Annotated in this window: 12 protein-coding genes and 1 pseudogene; 4 read left to right on the forward strand and 9 right to left on the reverse strand. The window is 64.6% G+C overall.

Annotation, left to right across the window (positions count from 1 at the left end; all coding sequences use genetic code 11):
* Nucleotides 1–13: 13 nt before the first annotated feature.
* The 8 genes and pseudogenes from ACR9Y2_RS24380 to ACR9Y2_RS24415 all read right to left on the reverse strand — a co-directional run.
* Nucleotides 14–2425, reverse strand: coding sequence for a serine/threonine protein kinase (locus ACR9Y2_RS24380; RefSeq protein ID WP_435044283.1), 2412 nt, complete (start codon nucleotides 2423–2425; stop codon nucleotides 14–16).
* Nucleotides 2422–3162, reverse strand: a complete 741-nt coding sequence (locus ACR9Y2_RS24385; RefSeq protein ID WP_435044284.1) for a PP2C family protein-serine/threonine phosphatase — start codon at nucleotides 3160–3162, stop codon at nucleotides 2422–2424. The genes ACR9Y2_RS24380 and ACR9Y2_RS24385 overlap by 4 nt, the downstream gene beginning before the upstream one ends.
* 2 nt (nucleotides 3163–3164) lie before the next feature.
* Nucleotides 3165–4382 (reverse strand): trypsin-like peptidase domain-containing protein, encoded by a 1218-nt coding sequence (locus ACR9Y2_RS24390; RefSeq protein ID WP_435044285.1) that lies wholly within the window; start codon nucleotides 4380–4382, stop codon nucleotides 3165–3167.
* Nucleotides 4379–5488, reverse strand: a complete 1110-nt coding sequence (locus ACR9Y2_RS24395; RefSeq protein WP_435044286.1) for a PP2C family protein-serine/threonine phosphatase — start codon at nucleotides 5486–5488, stop codon at nucleotides 4379–4381. Before ACR9Y2_RS24395 ends, ACR9Y2_RS24390 begins: the two co-directional genes overlap by 4 nt.
* 10 nt (nucleotides 5489–5498) lie before the next feature.
* Nucleotides 5499–6161, reverse strand: a complete 663-nt coding sequence (locus ACR9Y2_RS24400; protein WP_435044287.1) for an FHA domain-containing protein — start codon at nucleotides 6159–6161, stop codon at nucleotides 5499–5501.
* On the reverse strand, nucleotides 6158–6994 hold the full coding sequence (locus ACR9Y2_RS24405; protein WP_435044288.1) for a hypothetical protein: 837 nt from the start codon (nucleotides 6992–6994) through the stop codon (nucleotides 6158–6160). The genes ACR9Y2_RS24400 and ACR9Y2_RS24405 overlap by 4 nt, the downstream gene beginning before the upstream one ends.
* A 3-nt stretch (nucleotides 6995–6997) precedes the next feature.
* Nucleotides 6998–7753 carry a MotA/TolQ/ExbB proton channel family protein gene (locus ACR9Y2_RS24410; protein ID WP_435044289.1) on the reverse strand — a complete coding sequence of 252 codons (756 nt, stop codon included), beginning with the start codon at nucleotides 7751–7753 and terminating at the stop codon, nucleotides 6998–7000.
* 22 nt (nucleotides 7754–7775) lie between these two features.
* Nucleotides 7776–8192 (reverse strand): annotated as a pseudogene (locus ACR9Y2_RS24415) (FHA domain-containing protein); the annotation flags it as partial.
* 185 nt (nucleotides 8193–8377) lie between these two features.
* Here ACR9Y2_RS24415 and ACR9Y2_RS24420 point away from each other — a divergent pair.
* Together ACR9Y2_RS24420 and ACR9Y2_RS24425 are read left to right on the forward strand one after the other, a co-directional pair.
* On the forward strand, nucleotides 8378–10513 hold the full coding sequence (locus ACR9Y2_RS24420; protein ID WP_435044290.1) for a S41 family peptidase: 2136 nt from the start codon (nucleotides 8378–8380) through the stop codon (nucleotides 10511–10513).
* 9 nt (nucleotides 10514–10522) lie between these two features.
* Nucleotides 10523–13081, forward strand: coding sequence for a protein kinase domain-containing protein (locus ACR9Y2_RS24425; RefSeq protein WP_435044291.1), 2559 nt, complete (start codon nucleotides 10523–10525; stop codon nucleotides 13079–13081).
* Between the two features lie 25 nt (nucleotides 13082–13106).
* Here the strand turns inward: ACR9Y2_RS24425 and ACR9Y2_RS24430 are convergent, their stop codons facing one another.
* Nucleotides 13107–13355, reverse strand: a complete 249-nt coding sequence (locus tag ACR9Y2_RS24430; RefSeq protein ID WP_435044292.1) for a hypothetical protein — start codon at nucleotides 13353–13355, stop codon at nucleotides 13107–13109.
* A gap of 288 nt (nucleotides 13356–13643) precedes the next feature.
* Here ACR9Y2_RS24430 and ACR9Y2_RS24435 point away from each other — a divergent pair, with 288 nt between their 5' ends.
* Nucleotides 13644–15863 carry an acyl-CoA dehydrogenase family protein gene (locus ACR9Y2_RS24435; protein ID WP_435044293.1) on the forward strand — a complete coding sequence of 740 codons (2220 nt, stop codon included), beginning with the start codon at nucleotides 13644–13646 and terminating at the stop codon, nucleotides 15861–15863.
* 27 nt (nucleotides 15864–15890) lie between these two features.
* Nucleotides 15891–17666 (forward strand): 4Fe-4S binding protein, encoded by a 1776-nt coding sequence (locus tag ACR9Y2_RS24440; protein ID WP_435044294.1) that lies wholly within the window; start codon nucleotides 15891–15893, stop codon nucleotides 17664–17666.
* Nucleotides 17667–17676: the final 10 nt, after the last annotated feature.

Here is a 17676-nt window from a genome sequence, read left to right on the forward strand (position 1 = left end):
CAGCGCCCGGGCCTCAGTTCTTCAGCCCGATCGCCTGCCGGATCGCCGCCACCGCCTGCTCAATTGGCGTACGTGTCAGGAAGTTGTACTTCTTGCCCGATTGCAGCCGGATCAGGAACACGCGGCTGCCGCCCATGTTCACGTCCGGGTTGACCGACACCTCGGCTACTTCTGAATAGGGCACCGAAAAGCCGTCGTTGTTCGAGCCTCGGAACGTGAGGGTCCCGTTGGCGGCGACGATGAAGCCGCGGCAGACATTGGTGCGGCCAGCCGCTTCCCAATGGAAGTTGCGGAGATCGAAACGCCAGCCGCTATGATGATGCAGCGCCTCCAGGCTGAGTTGGCGCGGTTGCGGCTGCGGCTGTGGCTGCGGGGGCACGTCGCCCTGTACCACGTTGACATCCACGACGCGCGTGGCTTGCTGACCCTGCGCATTGAACGCCGTCAGGATGAAGCGCGTGGACTGCTGCACGACGACCTGGGTCTGGCCGCTGGCTTGCGGGAACGAACCCACTCCGGGCTCGATCCGAACGCCCGTCGCATTGGACGCCTGCCAACTCAGCGTCACGCGCTGGCCGGCCTGCAGCCGGAACGGGAACGCATTGAAGCTCTGGATGGACACCTCGCCCGAGGGCTGAGGCGGCGTCTGGCCTGCTTCGACGGTCACTGAGGCTGTACAAGTGGCCGAAGCCTGGCTGGCCTTGGCTACAATCTGGACCGACAACGAACGTGACGGCTTGAAGTCGATAGAGCCGCTAAGCTGCAACTGGCGGTGATCCGGCTCCACCCAGACACTGTCCGCCCCGCGCGTCTCCCAGATCAGTTTCGCCATCTGGCCGGGCCGCACGACAGGCGGTTGGATCTCGCAGCGCGTCACTTGGACATGCGAAACCGGAGGTTGCGGCTTGCTCGAGTTGTCCGGTCCGGGGCCGGGCGGGCCGGTTCCTCCTCCTCCTCCTCCTCCGCTATCGGGATTGTCGACCGGCGGCTTCACTTCCGGCGGCTTCACCTTCACTTCCACCCAACTGTCCACCAAGCCCGCGATCAGCCGGTATTTCGTGGTCTGCGCCGGTCGCACGATGAGGCTGCCGCGCACGTCCTGCGGCCCCACGCCATCCAGGATGACGCGCTTCACTCCCACCGCCGCCCAGGTAAGCTTCACCTCCTGGCCGGCCTCCACTTCGGTCGGCTCGGCGTCGAACCGCTCAATCTTCTGCTCCGGGTTCAGCAGCTTGTACACCACCGTGCCGCCCGCCAGCAGCACCAGCGAGATGGCGGCGACCAGCCCCCAGATCAACAGCGGCTTCTTCTTCTGCTCCTGCTGCTTCTCCTGCTGGCGCCTCAGTTCCTCGGCCTTCAGCTTCTCCTGATACCCGCCGGGACCCGTCATCTTCATCTTGCCGGTATCGCCCGTCGGGATCGTCTTCTCCACCAGTTCGTGCCAGTGGACCGTGGACGACGCCTCTCCGTCGCGTAGCGCCGCCTGCAGGCTGGGCATGTCGCGGTAGCGATCGGCGGGACGCAGCGCCAGCGCCTTCATCAGCGCGGCCTCCTGCGCTTTGGGGATGGATGCGCCCTTGGCCGAGGGCGGCTGTATCGTGTCCTTGGCCTGGCGGTCCGGCGACGGCGGCGGAATCTCGCCCGTCATCGTGCGGTACATGGTGGCGGCCACGGCGTAGACGTCGGTCCATGCGCCCTGGTCGCCGCGCATCTCATACTGCTCCGGCGGAGCGTAGCCGTGCTTCAGGATCACCGACAGGTTCTGGCTCTGCTGGCCCAGCGCATAGCGCGCCGCGCCGAAATCGATCACCTTGATCTGCCCGCTATGCAGGATGAAGATGTTGTCCGGACTGATGTCGCGGTGCAGCAGGCCCACGCTGTGCACCTCGCGCAGCGCGTCCATCACCGGCGTCATCACCCGCAAAGAAGTGGCGAAATCGAGATGGCCCCACTGCTTCAGGCACTCGTCCAGCGTGGCGCCTTCCAGGTACTCCAGAATCAGGTACGCCGTGCCGTGCAGCGAGAAGAAGTTCTGCACCCACACGATGAACGGATGGTTCTGGAAGCGGGCCACGGTGCGGGCCTCTTCCAGGTAGCGCTCCAGGCCCCAGCGGAATTCGTTCTCGAACTTCTTGGAATGCGGGAAGACCGACGGATTGCCGGTCATGCGTGCCGCCACGCCGGCCGGGAAATACTCCTTGATCGCGATGCGCCGGGCCAGGTTGAGGTCCCAGCCCAGGTACGTAATCCCGAAGCCGCCATGACCCAGCACGCGCCCGATGACGTACTGCTCTTTCAGAATCGTGCCTGGCCAGAGGTAGAAGGGCGAGTCGGGCTGGCTGGTGGCGCTCCAGCCACAGACGGGGCAAGGCACCGAAGGGTCGCGCTGCTCAAAACAACTGGGACACAGGTTGCCTGGGATCACTGCGCCAACTCCCCGGCGTGCACCCAGACGGCCACAGCCGTGTAGTTGTCATATTCCCCTTCGGCGCGGCTCATCAGGCGTGCATGCATGCCGGCCATCCATCCCTCGGCCGTAGGCGCCTTGGCGAGTTCCACTTCCATCTCCGTTTCCAATACCAGTTCCCAGAAGCCGTCGGACGCCAGCAGGAAGGCATCACCGGGCTGCAGCGCCAGCGGCTCCGGCCGCACCGTCACGCGCACGGTCCCAGACATCCCCAGGCTGCCCAGCAGCCGGTTGCGATCCTCGTGAAATCGAATTTCGCGCGGCTGCAGGACGCCCGCGTCCACCTTGGTCTGCACATAGCTGTGATCGATGGTCTGCTCGGCCAGTCGCCCGTCGCGAAAGAAGTACAACCGCGAATCGCCGCAATGGCCCCATGCCGCCTGGCCGCCCACGGCCGCCAGCAGCACGGCTGTCGTATGCATGTGCCTCAGCTCGAAAGTCTCGTTCTGACCGGTGAGGATGCGCTCGTGCGCCGCCTGCAGGCGATCGGCAATCCAGGCCGGTTCCGCCGCCGGATCCACTGCCAGCAAAGTCTCCACGGCCCGCTGAGAAGCCACTTCGCCGCCGCCATGTCCGCCCAGCCCGTCCGCCAGCACCCAGATGCCCGCCTGCGGCGCGACGGCCCGCCAGTTCGCCGAGTCCTCATTGACCTCGCGCCCGCCCGGGCGGCTCAGGATGGATGTCTCGAACAGCATGGTTAATCCCGGTTCACCTCAAAGCCCACCTGCGGTCCGCCCAGCGTGATGCGGTCACCCGGCCGGATCTCCAGCGGCCGCCCGGAATCGATCTTCACGCCATTGCGGAACGTGCCGTGGCTCGAAAACAGATCCTCCACGAAGAACCGTCCAGCGCGATCGACAGAAAGCTGGCAATGCCGCTTCGACACCCCCGGCGTGTTGTCCGGCAGCACTAGGTTGACCACCGCGGCATCACGCCCAATCACCACCGGCTTCTCACTCAGGGGGATGCGCTGTCCCTGATACGGCCCAATCGAGCCCACCAGCATCGGCTTGCCCGCCGGCGGCTGCGGACTGGGTGCGGGCTTGCGATCCCCTCCGCCCAGATGCACACTGCGCGCCACCGTCTGCCGCACCTTTTTGTTCATCGCCAGCCCAATCGCACCCAGGGCGACCAGCAGTGTAATGGCCTGGCTGCCCAGCATCCAGTTGGGAATGCTGCTGACCGCCCCCGGCGCCTGGCACAAGTTCCCGATGGTGAACTGGATCTTATTCTTGTTCAGCTCGGGCACCACTTCATCCACGATGATGCTGAGATTGATGCCCTCCGCGAACGTGACCGTCTTCCCTCCGACGGAGCTCAAGGCCTTGGCGCGGTTGATGGCGATCACCTGGCCGCAGTCGTCAAACAGCGGCCCGCCGGAGTTGCCGGGATTCACCGCCGCCGTCGTCTGGACATACTCCACTCCGCCCTCTTCCGTCGGCCCCTGGAAGATCCGGCTGGCCACGCCCTGCGTGACGGTGGATTCGTAGATCGCCGTCTGGTTGCCCAGCCGCATGGCCGAGCCCGGGAAACCCACCGCCCAAACCGGCTCACCAATGCGGATCTTCGCCTTGGTGGCGAACACTACCTTGGGCGCCTGGATGGGTTTGGCCAGCTCGAGAATCGCCAGGTCCTTCTCCTCTGACTTCCAGATCACCGTCGCGTCGATCGTCTGGTCGGGGCCCGTGGCGATCACCACTTTGGACGGGAACTGGGGCGGTACTTCACAGCAAACGTGATGGTTGGTGACGACGTGCGTCGGATCGGCCAGCACGCCGCTGCCCGTGGCCGTCATGATGCCCTTCGGCGTCTTGGCCATCATGATGATCAGCACGGTCTGCTTCTTCATGTCCTCGATGGGCGGGCCCGCGAGGAGCAGTGCGGAACTGGCGAGCAGAAGGGCGGCGGTTTTCATTTGGTTGGCCGGAGCTGGTTCGGTTTGGGCGGTTCGGGCGGCGAATGATCCGGCGGATTCGGATTCACGATCACCGGTCTGGGAGGAGCGGCCACCACCGGCGGAGGCGCGCAGCAGTTCCAGCGGAAAGCGAAATAGCCCGCCACCAGGACCAGCACCAGGGCGAGGGCGGCGAGCGGCACATGACCGCGTTTACGGGTCTTCGTCAGCGGTGGAACGGTCGGAGCCTGTCCCAGCGGAAAAGGCGCCACGGTGCGCGGCGAGGCGAGTTGCGTTTCCGCAATACCGGACGGAGCGGGTGCGGCGGCGGCCTCCACCTTGGGCGCCACCGTAACCGGCACCCGGCCCGGATCGTACGCCAGGGCCACCACCGTCACGTTGTCCTGCTCATGCAGATTGCGCGACAGCACCGCGTTCAGCAGGGTGTCGCAGCGTTCCTGGATGGAGCCCTGCAGCGCCTCGGGCACCTCCAGCAGCGACAGGCTCTTGTAGAGGCCATCGCTCGACAGCAGCACCCAATCGCCCTCCACTACGGTGATGGGCCGGATGGAGCGGTCGATCTCCGTCAGCTCGGAAATGCCCAGGTAGCTCGTCAACGCCTCACGCTGCGGGTCGGCCTGCGCCTGTTCCCGCGTGATTTCACCGAACGCCGCCCGCGAATCCAGGTGGCGGCCATAGGTGTGCAGGTCGTTCAGCCGCGTCCACTGGCCCTGCCGGCACAGGTACAGCGCGCTGTCTCCAACGGCCACCCACTGCAACTGGTTCTGAAACCACACCGTCGCCACCAGGGTCGTGCCGCACTGCATCTCCAGCGCGAGTTGCTTCTGCACGGCCAGCACGGCCTGCTGAGCATTGTGGACGCCGCGGTCCAAAGCCTGCGCAATGGATTCTTCCGGTGTCTTCAGGCGGTAGGCATCGAGAAACCCCTGCACCGCCGCGCGGCTGGCCGCCTCGCCATGCTCCAGCCCGCCCATGCCGTCGGCCACCACGGCCAGCAGTCCGGCATGCGCTGTGAACGCTTCGTCGAAAGGGTTGGAGAAGCCAAAGGCATCCTGTTGATATTCGCGGCGCCCGACGTGCTGCGCATTGCCGAAAAGGTAGGGCATGTCCAGGAGCTCAGTTCCAGTCGAAATCCGCACCTACCAGCGTCACCAGCATCAACTTGGATTTCCCCAATGTGATTACGTCCCTGGCATTCATTTGCACGGGCGAGAACTGAATCGTGCCGTTCAGGTACACCAGCCCACTGGAGTCGCCCGGCTTCAGCCAGAACGTCTTTGTCTGGGGCTCGAAGATGACTTCGGCGTGGCGCTCCCGGGAAACTTCCGGATCGCCCTCGACGCAGACGTCCATCGTCTTCTCACGGCCCACGAAGTTCTTGGCCACATGCAGCCGGTAGTCGCGGCCGCGCGACGGTCCTTCCGTACACACCAGCCAGCCCACCACGGGACTCACCGGCGCCGGCGCCTCCGCCGGAGCGTTGAACGACGGGTAAGCGACCACCGTCTTCTGGCCGCCCGCCGGGCCCAACGGCGCACTGGGTACACTCGGCAGCGGCGCGTCCATGGGTCGCATGGGCACGGTCTTATTCGAATCCGGTCCGGTCGCGCCCACCGGAGGAGCCGTTGCCCCCGCCGGCGGCACCGTGAACGGCATCGCTCCGCCGCCCGGAGGCGCCGGTACCGTCTTCCCCACGGGCGCCGCTCCTATCGCCGGGCAATAAGGACAAGCGCTGAACTTAGTCTCGTCGTAAAAATGGCCCGCATTGCACTGCGTCATTTGCCCTTCTTCTCCTCTTCCGGCTTGGGAGTCTTCTTATTCATCTCGTCGAACTGCGCCTTGTATTCGGGTTCCGGCGTGAAGCTGATGCTGTCCGGACCCGTCGCCGTAAAAACCCCGACCAATGTCGAGGTCTGCGGCTTCGGCATCTTGACGCGCGGCAGCTTCAGGAATACGCCGCGATTCATCAGATAGGCATCCAGGATGTCGGCCGGCACCGGATTGCCCCCGTCGGCAACGAACTTGTAGTGGATCTCATACTGCATGTTCACCGGCACGTCGCGCGATTGCCATGTGTCATTGCACGGGCCGCTCTGGCAGTCGAGGAATTCATCGCCTGCAAAGAACGTCGCCTGCGTTTTCAACGGATCCACCAGCGGCATCTCTTTGCCTGTCCCTGTCTTGCCGCGCGCGCGGACATACACGTCCACATTCTGGTTCGCCGAGGCCCAGCGCACGCTCACCAGCAGCGGTTCGCGCATTTTGAGGTCGCTCACCTGGTCATCGGCGGCCTCCGCCCGCTTCTTCAGCGCAGCGGCCCGCCGCTCCAGTTCGTTGATCATGCCCTGCTGCTTCTGCATCAGGCTCTGCATGCGGTTCAACTTGGCTGCGATATCGGCGCCGCCCGGCATGCTCTTGAGCTTCTCTCGGATCGCATCGAGCTCCTTCGCCGCCGTATCGTACTGCTTCTGAAAGTCCTCGGCCCGCTGGCCCGACGGCTTCCAGTAAGGCAGCAGCACCAGCATCAGGAAACAGAACGCGCCGAGGGCTCCGCACAGAATGTCCAATAAGGACATGTTGAAGATGTTGACTTCGCGGTTGCGGGCTCTCATGGCTTAGCCCTGGTAGAGACGGTTGATGAGGTTCCGCAGCGTGTAGTCTCCGGCGAGATTCACGGCGGTCTCTTCCTTCTCCTGGATCAGTTGCATCAGGAAGACGAGAATCGCGCTCTGGGCCAGGGCCACCATCGTACAGTCGAACCCGACCCCCAGCGTCTTGGCCACTTCCTTAATGTTCAGGTCGCCCGTGGAACTGCCGGCTTCCGAGAGCGACGCGCCCAACGCATACACCGTGCCGATAAACCCCAGTGTCGGTACCAGCCAGGCGATGAAGCGCACAATGCCATACCGCATGTCCACGCGGTGCGCGATCAACTCCAGGCTGGAATTCATCACCGTCGCCGTCTGGTCTACCGATTTGCTGGCCAGGAATTGCAGGATGCTCAGGTCGATCAGCGAGGGCAGGATACCGTGCTCCCGGCTATGCTCACGCGCCACCCGCAAGCGGATGGGCCCCAGGTCGCGCGCCGTCAACACCGTCTGCTCGTCTTCCGGCAGATAGCGCTGTCCGACATGCCCCTCTTCCAGTACGCCGCTGCGCCAGCGGGCAAACAATTCACCCAGGCCGATGAAGAACACCACGTGCATGATGTTCTGGATCGTCAACGGGTAAGGGAAATGTTTGGACGGGTGATCGAACAGTACTTCCGCCGGACGCCCCGTCACCACCACGCTTCCCACCGCGATAAAAACCACCGCCGCCACCAAAGACACCGGGAACAGAATTGCCCGGCTTGGTACCTTTCCGCTCACTTCGCCCCTCCTCCACCACCTGTTAGCGGCCGCAATACTTGCAGCTGGATCCGTCTTCCTTCACTGACCCGCACTGGCACCGGATCATCCGGACGCTCCGATGCTCCAAAGGCTTCTGCTGCTGGGCCGCCTGCGCGGCGGCGGCGGCTCGTTCCGCCAGATGCTTCCGCGCCACGGCGATCAGATCCTTCACCACTACTTCCACATTGCCCATCCGCAGCTTGTCGTCCGACCGTAGACGTTGCTGCGAAATCCTCACCGGAGCATTGTTCTCTACGAGATAGCTACCGTTACTGGATTGCCGGTCCTGAAATAGAATCTCGTCTGCGCCAATCATTACAAACTCGGCGTGTATTCGGCTCACGCTGGCTTCGGGGATCAGGATATCCGCTGCCGGGTCTCGTCCGATGGTGAGTCGATCTTGCGGCATAGGTTGTGAATCAGCAGTGTGGTGGTAAACAGTCGTCCCAGGTCAGGAATGCCGGGCATCGCCCACATACCGGCATTTCCTACACAGTTTAGATGTGAAACGAAAAATGTGCAATGCCATCATGTACTTGTCGGTTGCCTTGCCGGGGTCCAGGGCTATACTCGGTAGAACCGCAGGAACGAGGTACCCTTCGAATGGTCATCGAGGACGCGAGAGAGCGCACCGCCGCAGCCATCGAGGTTCTGAAGAAGAGCAGCGAGGGCTCCAAGCTGCCGCAGTTGCAAGTCACGGATGTGCCCACATTTTTCGCGGCCGCCGAAGCGCCTGGGCACCGGCTGACGCTGGACGAAAAGTACACCATTATTGACCAGGCCATCATGGTGGTCGATCAACTCTACGCGCACCTGCCTTTTAAACGTGCACGTTATGCCATCGATCCGGTGCAGCGCCTGCGGCTCATCCGCTCACGCCTGAATGCGTCGACCTCCGAGGTCCGCTTCCACTCGGACATGGTGGCCGCCCTCGCCTCGCTGCGGGACGCCCATACCTTCTATGGCCTGCCGTCGCCCTTCCGGGACGCCATGGCGTTCCTGCCGTTTCAACTCAGGTTCTACTTTGACGAAAGCGGCGCGGCGCGCTTCCTGGTGACCAGGGTCCTGGACGGGTTCGGGCATAAGGATTTCGATCGCGGCGCCGAAGTGACCTTCTGGAATGGCATGCCGGTCGACTCCGCCATCGGCCGCGAAGCCGAACTGGACCCCAGCGGCAACGAAGCCGCCCAGTTCGCCCGCGCCCTCAACCGCCTCACCGCCCGGTCCATGACCTTCTCCGTTCCGCGCGACGAGCGCTGGGTCACCCTGGAATACCGTTCCGCCGTCGACCCCTCCAAAGAGATGGGCATCCTCCTGCCCTGGAACGTCATCTCGGGCGCCGCAGCCCTGCCCACCAGCGGCAAGTCCGGCTCCAGCGTCTATGCCCCGCAACTGGAGCTCGAACAATACCGCAAACGGTTCTGGTGCCAATACCGCCTGGCGGTGGAGCAGGCAGCCCAGGCAGGTGTTTACGGCAAGAACTCATCAGACGCCGCCTTTGTACCCGAGCGCTCGATCGATGACGAGATCCTCTCCCGGATTCCGGCGGTCTTCGAGTTCCAACACACCGGCGGAGCCTCGGGCGAAGGCACGGTGAACCCAAAGACTCTCGTGGATCCAGGCCAGCCGGGCAAACGATTCTCCTACCTGCTCATCCGGAGCTTCGACGGAGACGCCGACGAACTGGTGGACGAGTTCCAGCGCATCCTCAGCCTGCTGAATGCCCACGGGCCCGACGGGCTGATCCTGGACGTCCGCTCCAATCCGGGCGGCAGTATCCAGGCGGCCGAGCGCATGCTGCAGATGCTCACCCCGAGCGACATCCGCACGGCCGGCTTTCACTTCATCAGTACGCCCATGACCCAGGGCATTGCGGCCCAGCTCGATCCCCTGCTGGGCCCTTCGCAACTGACGCTGGCCGAATGGAATCCCTGGCGGCAGGATCTGCTCGCCTCCGTCGCCAGCGGCGGCATTCTCACCCCGGCCCGGCAGCTCACGCCCGTCGAGGATGCCAACGCGGTTGGCCAGGTCTATCAGGGGCCGGTGCTGCTGCTCATCGACGCGCTCTCCTACAGCGCAGCGGATATCTTCTGCGGCGGCTTCCAGGACAATCGCATCGGCCCCATCATCGGAGTCGATCCCAATACAGGCGGAGGCGGCGCCAATCGCTGGCTGCACTCCGAGATCGTGGCTAGGACCGCTGGTCTCAAGGACATTCCCCTCGTGGCGCTGCCCAGGGACGCCACCCTGGGCCTGGCCATCCGCCGTTCCTCTCGAGTGGGCGACCGCGCTGGCCATCCGCTGGAAGACACCGGCGTCCTGGCCGACGAACTCTACAACCAGACGCGCAACGACCTGCTGAACTTCGATGAAGACCTCATGCACTTCGCCTGCCGCCGCCTGGCCGCCCAGCCCGCTTTTGCCCTCCGCATCCTGTCTGTCGAAGCCCAACCCGACCACCTCTCCGTGGAACTCACAGCGGAGAACATCGACCGCCTGGAAGTCGTAGTGGACGGCCTGCACCAGGGCGCCTTCTCGGCTACTCGAGGGCCGCAGACGGTCCAGGTGCCCATGTCCGGCCTGCCGCATGACCCACGGATGGTGAAGCTGCTGGGCTACATTCTGAAAGAGAGCGAGTTCGCGGCATCGCTCGCCGCGGCCGGTCTCGCGGTGCCGGCCGCGCAGGTAGAAGACGCCACGCTGGTGCTGGCCGCTTCCGCCCGCATGAGCGTTCCCTAAATTACCCCTATGATCGGCACCACCATCTCCCACTACCGCATCACCGGCAAGCTCGGGCAAGGCGGCATGGGCGTGGTCTACCGCGCCGAGGATACACGCCTGCAGCGCACGGTCGCGATCAAGGTGCTGCCCGGTGATGCCGTCACCCCGGACGAACGCGAGCGCTTCATCCGCGAAGCCCAGTCAGCCGCACAGGTCCACCATCCCAATATCTGCCCGGTGTATGAGGTGGATGAGGAGAACGGCCGCCTGTTCTTCGTCATGGCCCTGGTGGAAGGGCCCACGCTCCGCTCACTGCTCAAGGAAGGTCCCATCCCCATCGAGCGGGCCATCGAAATCGCGGCCCAGGTTGCCAGCGGATTGGCCGCCGCCCACAACCAGGGACTCGTCCACCGCGATATCAAGAGCGCCAACATTGTCGAAGGCCTCTACGGCCAGCCCTGCATCCTCGACTTCGGCCTGGCCCTGCGCAGCGACGCCAGCCGCCTCACGCGCACCGGCGGCTCCCTCGGCACCCCCGCCTACATGTCGCCCGAACAGGCCGAAGGCGGCCACGTCGACCACCGCACCGATCTCTGGTCCCTCGGCGTCGTCCTCTACGAACTGCTCACCGGGACACTCCCCTTCCGGCGCGACACCGAACTCACCACGCTCTACGCCATTGTCCACGATGCCCCCAAGCCGCCCTCCACCCTGCGGCCCGAAATCCCGCCGGCTGTCGATGAACTCGTGCTGATGTGTCTGGCCAAGGATCCGGCCCAGCGCTTCCAGTCTGCCGCTGACCTCGGCCAGCGCCTCCGCCAAGTCCAGTCCGGGCTATCCGCCGCCAGTCCGATGGTTACCCTGGACAAGCCAGTCGTCACCAGGCCCCGGCGCCGCACCACACTCTGGCTCGCCCTCGCGGCGGCGGTCGTCCTGGTCGCCGCAATCGCTGTTTGGCGCTGGCTGCCCTCGCGCGTACCGGAGCGGAAGGAGATTGTCGTCCTCCCGCTCACCGTCATCGGCCCGGAGCAGCCCCTGCGCGCGCTCACCGACGGGCTTACCGAAATCATTACAGCGAAACTGACCCAGTTGGAACAGTTTCAGGGCAAACTCACCGTCGTGCCCGCCAGCGATGTCCGCGCGCGCAAGATCGCCAGCGCCGAAGAGGCCCGCAAGGTCTACGGCGCGAATCTGGTGATCTCCGGCAGCGCGCAGCAGACCGGCGCCCGCGTCGAGTGCATCCTGAACCTCATCAACGCCCAAACGCTGCGCCAGGTGTCCTCGCGCAGCATCATTCTCGATGCCGGCAATCTGCTCGCCCTGCGCGACGGCGCCGTCGCGGGCGTCATCGACCTGCTGGAACTGCGGCTCACCGCCGAGGCGGCCGGGGCTGTGAAGGCCGGTGAAACCGGAGCGCCCGCCGCCTATGCCCAGTACCTGCGCGGCCGCGGCTACCTGGCGCGCTACGACGTCAAAGGCAACGTCGACCTCGCCCTCGCCAGCCTGCAGGATGCCGTGAAGCAGGATCCGGAGTTCGCCCTCGCCTATGCCGCCCTCTCCGAAGCCTACTGGTGGAAAGCCAAGATGACCAGCGACCGCCATTGGGCCGACCGCGCGCTGGAGTACGGCGAGAAGGCCGTGAAACTGAATCCCGGCCTGGTCGTCGCTCACGTCAAGCTGGGCCAGATCTATAGCGACAGCGGCCGGATTGAAGACGCCATTCGCGAACACCAGCAGGCGCTGCGGATCTCCCCGGGCAACGCGGAGGCCTATCGCAATCTGGGGCAGGCCTATGCGGCAGCCGGCCGCTACTCCGAAGCCGAAGCCGCTTACCTGGAAGCCGTCAAACGCCGCCCCACTGACTGGCTGGCGCATGTTGTGCTCGGCATCTTCTACTACCAGCGCGGCCGCTACCCCGAGGCGCGAACCGCCTATCAGAATGCACTGCAACTGACGCCTGACAATGAGGTGGTCATCCGCAACCTGGCCGGCGTCCACATGCGGCTGGGACAGTATGCCGAAGCCGCCGGCCTCATCCAGAAAACGCTCGCCTCCGGTCCAAGTACGCGCGGCTACAACCTGTTGGGGATCGCTTACTACTACCAGCGGCGGTTCCGTGAAGCCTCGTCGGCGCTGGAATCCTCACTGGATATCGACAACAGTATTTACGTCACCTGGGGCAACCTGGGTACCGTCTACCGCTGGCTGCCCGGCAGCGAAAGCAAGGCCCGCGCTGCGTTTCAGAGAGCCATCGAACTGGCGGAGAAAGCCCAGCGCATCACCCCGGCCGACCACAATATCCATGCCAACCTGGCCGAGTACTACTCGAAACTGGGAGAGAAAAAACAGACCCTCGCTGAGATCCAGGCCATTCCGGAGTCGGCCCGACGGCCCTATATGGCGCGCATTGCCTTGGCCTATGAAATGATCGGCGATCGCAAACGTGCCATCGAGACCGTTCGTTCCCAGGTCGTCGACGCCTCGGCGTTGAGCGACCTGAGGAACGATCCCGATCTCGCAAAACTCTGGAACGACCAGGAATTCCAGTCCATCCTCCGGACCTCGCAATCCAACCCCCGCCATTAGCCGGCGCTCGAGGTCCGCTCAGACCTTAGCCGCCATCGCCCCGCTTGTTGGGCAGCGTGCTGCCGGAGGTGTCGTCCGGCCCCAGGGATCCCGGCGCCACAATGGGCAGCAGCAGGTGGAGCGCGTCTCCAACCAACGCTTTGGCGCCCTCCGGGTCGGCGCCGGTCTTTGCCGAGGCGTCCAGTAGAATGCGGATGGCCTTCAGAATCGTTTCGTGAGTACTTACAGGCGCCGTGGTGGCGGCTGCGGCATTTGCTGTTTTTCGAGGCGGCATGCGGTAACTCCTTCGGTCAGGAAATCAATCCTGACGAGTATATAGGCATTCTTCGCGGGACAGTACATAAAATCTTCGCCCCCCGAATCGACCTGGAGCACCGTCCCAAACGGGTTGTGCCGTCCTCCGCGCACTTTACCCCGAGGTGAAGATTCTGACCCTACTGGACTGCGCGTTATCCCGCAGGTAAAATGGACTGTCTGGTCTGAAACACTGAAATTGCGCGATGTCGCCCACTTCACGAGCTTGGACCTCGGATTGCACAGCGACAGGGGAGAAGGAGAATCGATGCCGGCCACAAGTACTCTCAGTTCCGCCGAGTTTCTAAAAACACTGCCCGGAGACGACGTCCGGCAGATCCTGTGGCGCTTCCAGGACCGCTTCGACCTGCAAATGCTGGTGCAAAGCGTACGCGGTGTCGCTCGCGGACCCGTTGCCCGCCTGGTTGCCCAGGGCGGCCGCCTCACTCACGACTGGACTCCGGAAAAGAACAGCCTGCTGGTGGAGTTCGACAACGCCGGCATCACCGCTGCATTTATGGAGCCGCATGAAGGCGGCTACATCGAAGGTCCCAAGAACCTCGCCCTCTCCCTCATCGCCTTCGAACTGGCCTGGGTCGACGGCGGCGCCGCCACCGCTTCCCTCGCCACCCACCTCGGCCTGGCCCCCATCCATGAGAAAGGTACGCCCGAGCAGCAGGCGTACTACATGAACATCGCGACGCCGCAACCCGGCCGTCCGCCCAAGCGCGCTGCCTTCGCCCTCACTGAGCCCATTCCTTACGTCGGCGTCGAAACCGGAATCCTGTGCGGTAAGGTACGCATTGCCGAGTGGCCCGAGGGCGGGGAACCCATCCTAGAAGTCTCCAAGCGCGGCCGCTTCATCACCAACATGGGCTTCGCCAACTTCGTCACGGCGGCGGTGGAATCCGACGATCCGCGCCTGAAGGGCACCATGATGGTGATCCTGCACGAAGACGATCCCGGCATCTTCGACCGCGGCACCCCCACCCGCAAGCTGGTCCACCAGCTCTCCTCCACAGCCGACCCTGTCTTCCAGTTGAGGGTTCCGGCCAACCGTATCATCGGCGGCTATAAGGTGGTGGACGGCCAGGTGGTCCCCACCTACGATCATGGAAATGTCATCGAAGCCGTGTTCCGCCGCACCCGTGTCGGCGTTGGCCTGATGACTTCGGCCAAGCTGCTGTCGGCGATTGAGCCGCTCATCCGTTATCATCGCGACCGTTTCCGCGGCTCCGGCGCCGTCGCCCCGGGCTCCCCGCGTTACGAACTCGGCCTGCAGCAGAAGGAAGACGTCACCCACCGCCTGCTCGACGTGTGGGCCACCGGTGAAGCGGGCTCCTCCCTCGGTTTCGCCACGGCTCGCATCTTTGACTCAATCGACCCTGTCGAAAAGGCCAAGGACAAATTGTTCGCTGAGCAGGGCATCGGCGGCGGCACCACCGCCATGAAGGCCCTCCGCAAGCGGATCCCCGACGCCCTGGAGTTCATCGAACTCAACGGCAAGGGCGAGTTGGCCCGCCAGTCCGCCCGCTACGCCGAACTCGCGGCCGACCCCGTGGTCCAGTTCATGATCGTCGACGCCGAAGCCAGCGTCCTGTGCCCGGCCACCAAGCTCTGGAACACCGGTAACGGCTCGCGCGTCATGCGCGAAGCGGTCAGCCTGATGGGCGGCTACGGTATTACTGAAGACTGCCCCGGCTTCCTCGGCTACAAGTGGATGGACACGCAGCTCGAAGCGACGTACGAAGGCCCCGAGGCCGTCCAGCGCCGCCAGCTCTCCGTCACGATGACCAGTGAGGTCTTCCTCGCCCAGTTCCGCCAGTGGACCCAGGAGATGCGCAAGGTCGCGGCCCAAGCCCCCGGCACCGGAGCCTGCACCCTCGCCTCCGCCATGAACCTCTGGGCGTGGACGCTCGACTACCTGCAACACGGCAAGGATGCCTCCGGCCAGCGCCTCTACCAGGGCACCCGCCAGGGCGTCACATTCCCCATGGCCGACGCTCTCTGCTGGCTGGTGTCATCCCGTTGCCAGATCCTCGACGTTGAGAATCTTCGCAAGAACGCAGACCAGTTGCAGGACGGCGCCGAAGGCACCATCCAGTTCCTCACGGACCTCTGCCACATCCAGTCCGCCCACGCCGCCGGCGAAGTCGCCCGCATCTGCACGGAACTCGTCTACGGCTACATGCTGCACCCCTCCTGGACCCGGCCCGAAGACTGCGGCAACTGCTTCCGCGAAGAAGAGCTGCAGCAGATCGAATCCATCATCCCCGGCTCCTCCAGCTTCGTGGTCGACGTCAGGAACGACGACGGCACGCATTCCAGGAAGGCCGGCCCCTGCGTGCACGCCACCGGGCTCAGCGACTTCACCCGCCTGCGCAACAAGCTCGATGGGTGCCTGGCCGGCGCCATGCTCGCCAAGGACCGCGCCGGAGAGTCCCTCCAAAAGGTGATGATCCCGGCCGCCCTGGATTACCCGCTCTAAACCGCGCCGCCGCGGAAAGGAACTCGCATGAATCCTCAGCCCAGCGACGAATCCGAAGTCAAACCGCTTGACGCAGACATCGTATGCGTCGGCTATGGTCCGGCGACAGCGGGCTTCCTCACCACGCTGACGCGCGGCCTGCAGGAAGAATCCGGCCAGGCGCTGGAGTCCCGCGCCATGCCAGGACTGCCGCCGCAGGTGCTCTGCTATGAACGCGCCGACGACATCGCCTTCGGTGTCTCGGGTGTCGTCACGCGCGGCCGCGCCATCCGGGCGTCGTTCCCGGAACTGCCGCTGGAAGAGATCCCGATGGCCACGCGGGTCAGCGACGAGAAGCTCGTTTACCTGCTCGACCCGGTAGGCGCCAGCCGGCGTCCGGCCCTGATGCAGCTCGCCGACAAAGTCCTGCAGGCCTTCGGCATCAAAAACAGCGGCTGGGAACTGCCCTACTGCCCCGCCTTCCTGCACAAACGCGACGGCTTCATCCTCTCCCTCGGCCAGTTCAATCAATGGACCGGCCAACAGGTGATGATGTCCGGCCTGGCGCAGATCTGGCCCTCCACCCCTGTCGCCGAAGCGCTCGTAGAGAACGATAAGGTCACCGGAGTCGTGCTCGCCGGAGACGGCACGGAAGTACGCGCCGAACTCACCGTGGTCGGTGATGGCCCCATCGGTCCGGTGGGCCGCCGCCTCGACGAAACCATGGGCATGCCGGAAGGCCACGCCCGCGACGAATGGGCTGTCGGCATGAAGATGGTCGTCGAGCTGCCCGAGTCCTGCACCCTGCCCGAAGGCACCGTCTTCCACACCATCGGCTATCCGGAACCTGAAATCTTCGGCTTCTTCTATGTCCACCCGGGCCGCGTCGCCTCGGTCGGCATCTTCGTCCCCTCGTGGCTGGAGACTCCGGCCCGCACCGCTTACCGCTACCTGCAGCACTTCGTCCAGCATCCTTACCTCTGGCAACATCTTGAAGGCGGCCGCATGCGCAGTTGGGGCGCCAAGTCACTGCTGGAAAGCGGACGCCGCGGCGAACCGCACCTCTGCGGCGACGGCTATGCCCGCATCGGCGAAGGCTCCGGTTCCACCAACGTGCTTACCGGTTCCGGAGTCGACGAAGCCTGGCTCACCGGCACGCAACTGGCTGAAGCGGTGCTCGAGATCTACCGCGCCGGCCTGCCGTTCTCCAAAGAGAATCTCAAATCCCGCTACGAAGCGCGCCGCCGCCGCTCGTGGCTGGAAGACGAATCGATCATCGCCGAGAAGGCCCGCAACGGCTTCCAGCGCGGGGTCCTCACCGGCTTCATCGGCATGGGCCTGGCCGGGCTCACCAACGGCCGCGTGTTCGTCCCCCGTCCCAAAGAAGACAAGCAGCCCGCCCGCCTGGAAGACTTCTACGTGGGCCGCGTCTCCCACTCCCAGATTGAGAAGATCCGCGAACACTGCAACCGCGACGGCAAGCCGCTACACGACGCCCTGATGGACGCCGCCGGCTGGCCGCCCATCGAGTTCGACGGCCAGTTGCTGGTCTCCCACCAGGACGCGCTGCTGATGGGCGGTAAGGTCCAGGCGCCGTCCGAGACCCCCGACCACGTCATTTTCCTCGAGCCCGACGTCTGCATCGCCTGCCACGACAAGATCTGCATCGAGATCTGTTCCGGCGAAGCGATCCACCCTGGCTCGGGCGTGCCTGCTTTCGATCACGAGAAGTGCGTCCATTGCGGCGCCTGCCTGTGGAATTGCCCGCTGGACAACATTGAGTTCTGTGCCGCCCCGGGAGGCCTGCACAGCGCCGAAAACTGAGGCCCAGCGC

It is taken from the genome of Paludibaculum fermentans (assembly GCF_051172195.1).
In the GTDB taxonomy this organism is placed as follows: Bacteria; Acidobacteriota; Terriglobia; order Bryobacterales; family Bryobacteraceae; genus Paludibaculum; species Paludibaculum fermentans_A.

Excerpts from the sequence above, each read along its gene's own strand:
- ACR9Y2_RS24385 (WP_435044284.1), bottom strand. The coding sequence starts at position 3,162 with ATGCTGTTCGAGACATCCATCCTGAGCCGCCCGGGCGGGCGCGAGGTC.
- ACR9Y2_RS24390 (WP_435044285.1), bottom strand. The coding sequence starts at position 4,382 with ATGAAAACCGCCGCCCTTCTGCTCGCCAGTTCCGCACTGCTCCTCGCG.
- ACR9Y2_RS24395 (WP_435044286.1), bottom strand. The coding sequence starts at position 5,488 with ATGCCCTACCTTTTCGGCAATGCGCAGCACGTCGGGCGCCGCGAATAT.
- ACR9Y2_RS24400 (WP_435044287.1), bottom strand. The coding sequence starts at position 6,161 with ATGACGCAGTGCAATGCGGGCCATTTTTACGACGAGACTAAGTTCAGC.
- ACR9Y2_RS24405 (WP_435044288.1), bottom strand. The coding sequence starts at position 6,994 with ATGAGAGCCCGCAACCGCGAAGTCAACATCTTCAACATGTCCTTATTG.
- ACR9Y2_RS24420 (WP_435044290.1), top strand. The coding sequence starts at position 8,378 with ATGGTCATCGAGGACGCGAGAGAGCGCACCGCCGCAGCCATCGAGGTT.
- ACR9Y2_RS24425 (WP_435044291.1), top strand. The coding sequence starts at position 10,523 with ATGATCGGCACCACCATCTCCCACTACCGCATCACCGGCAAGCTCGGG.
- ACR9Y2_RS24430 (WP_435044292.1), bottom strand. The coding sequence starts at position 13,355 with ATGCCGCCTCGAAAAACAGCAAATGCCGCAGCCGCCACCACGGCGCCT.
- ACR9Y2_RS24435 (WP_435044293.1), top strand. The coding sequence starts at position 13,644 with ATGCCGGCCACAAGTACTCTCAGTTCCGCCGAGTTTCTAAAAACACTG.
- ACR9Y2_RS24440 (WP_435044294.1), top strand. The coding sequence starts at position 15,891 with ATGAATCCTCAGCCCAGCGACGAATCCGAAGTCAAACCGCTTGACGCA.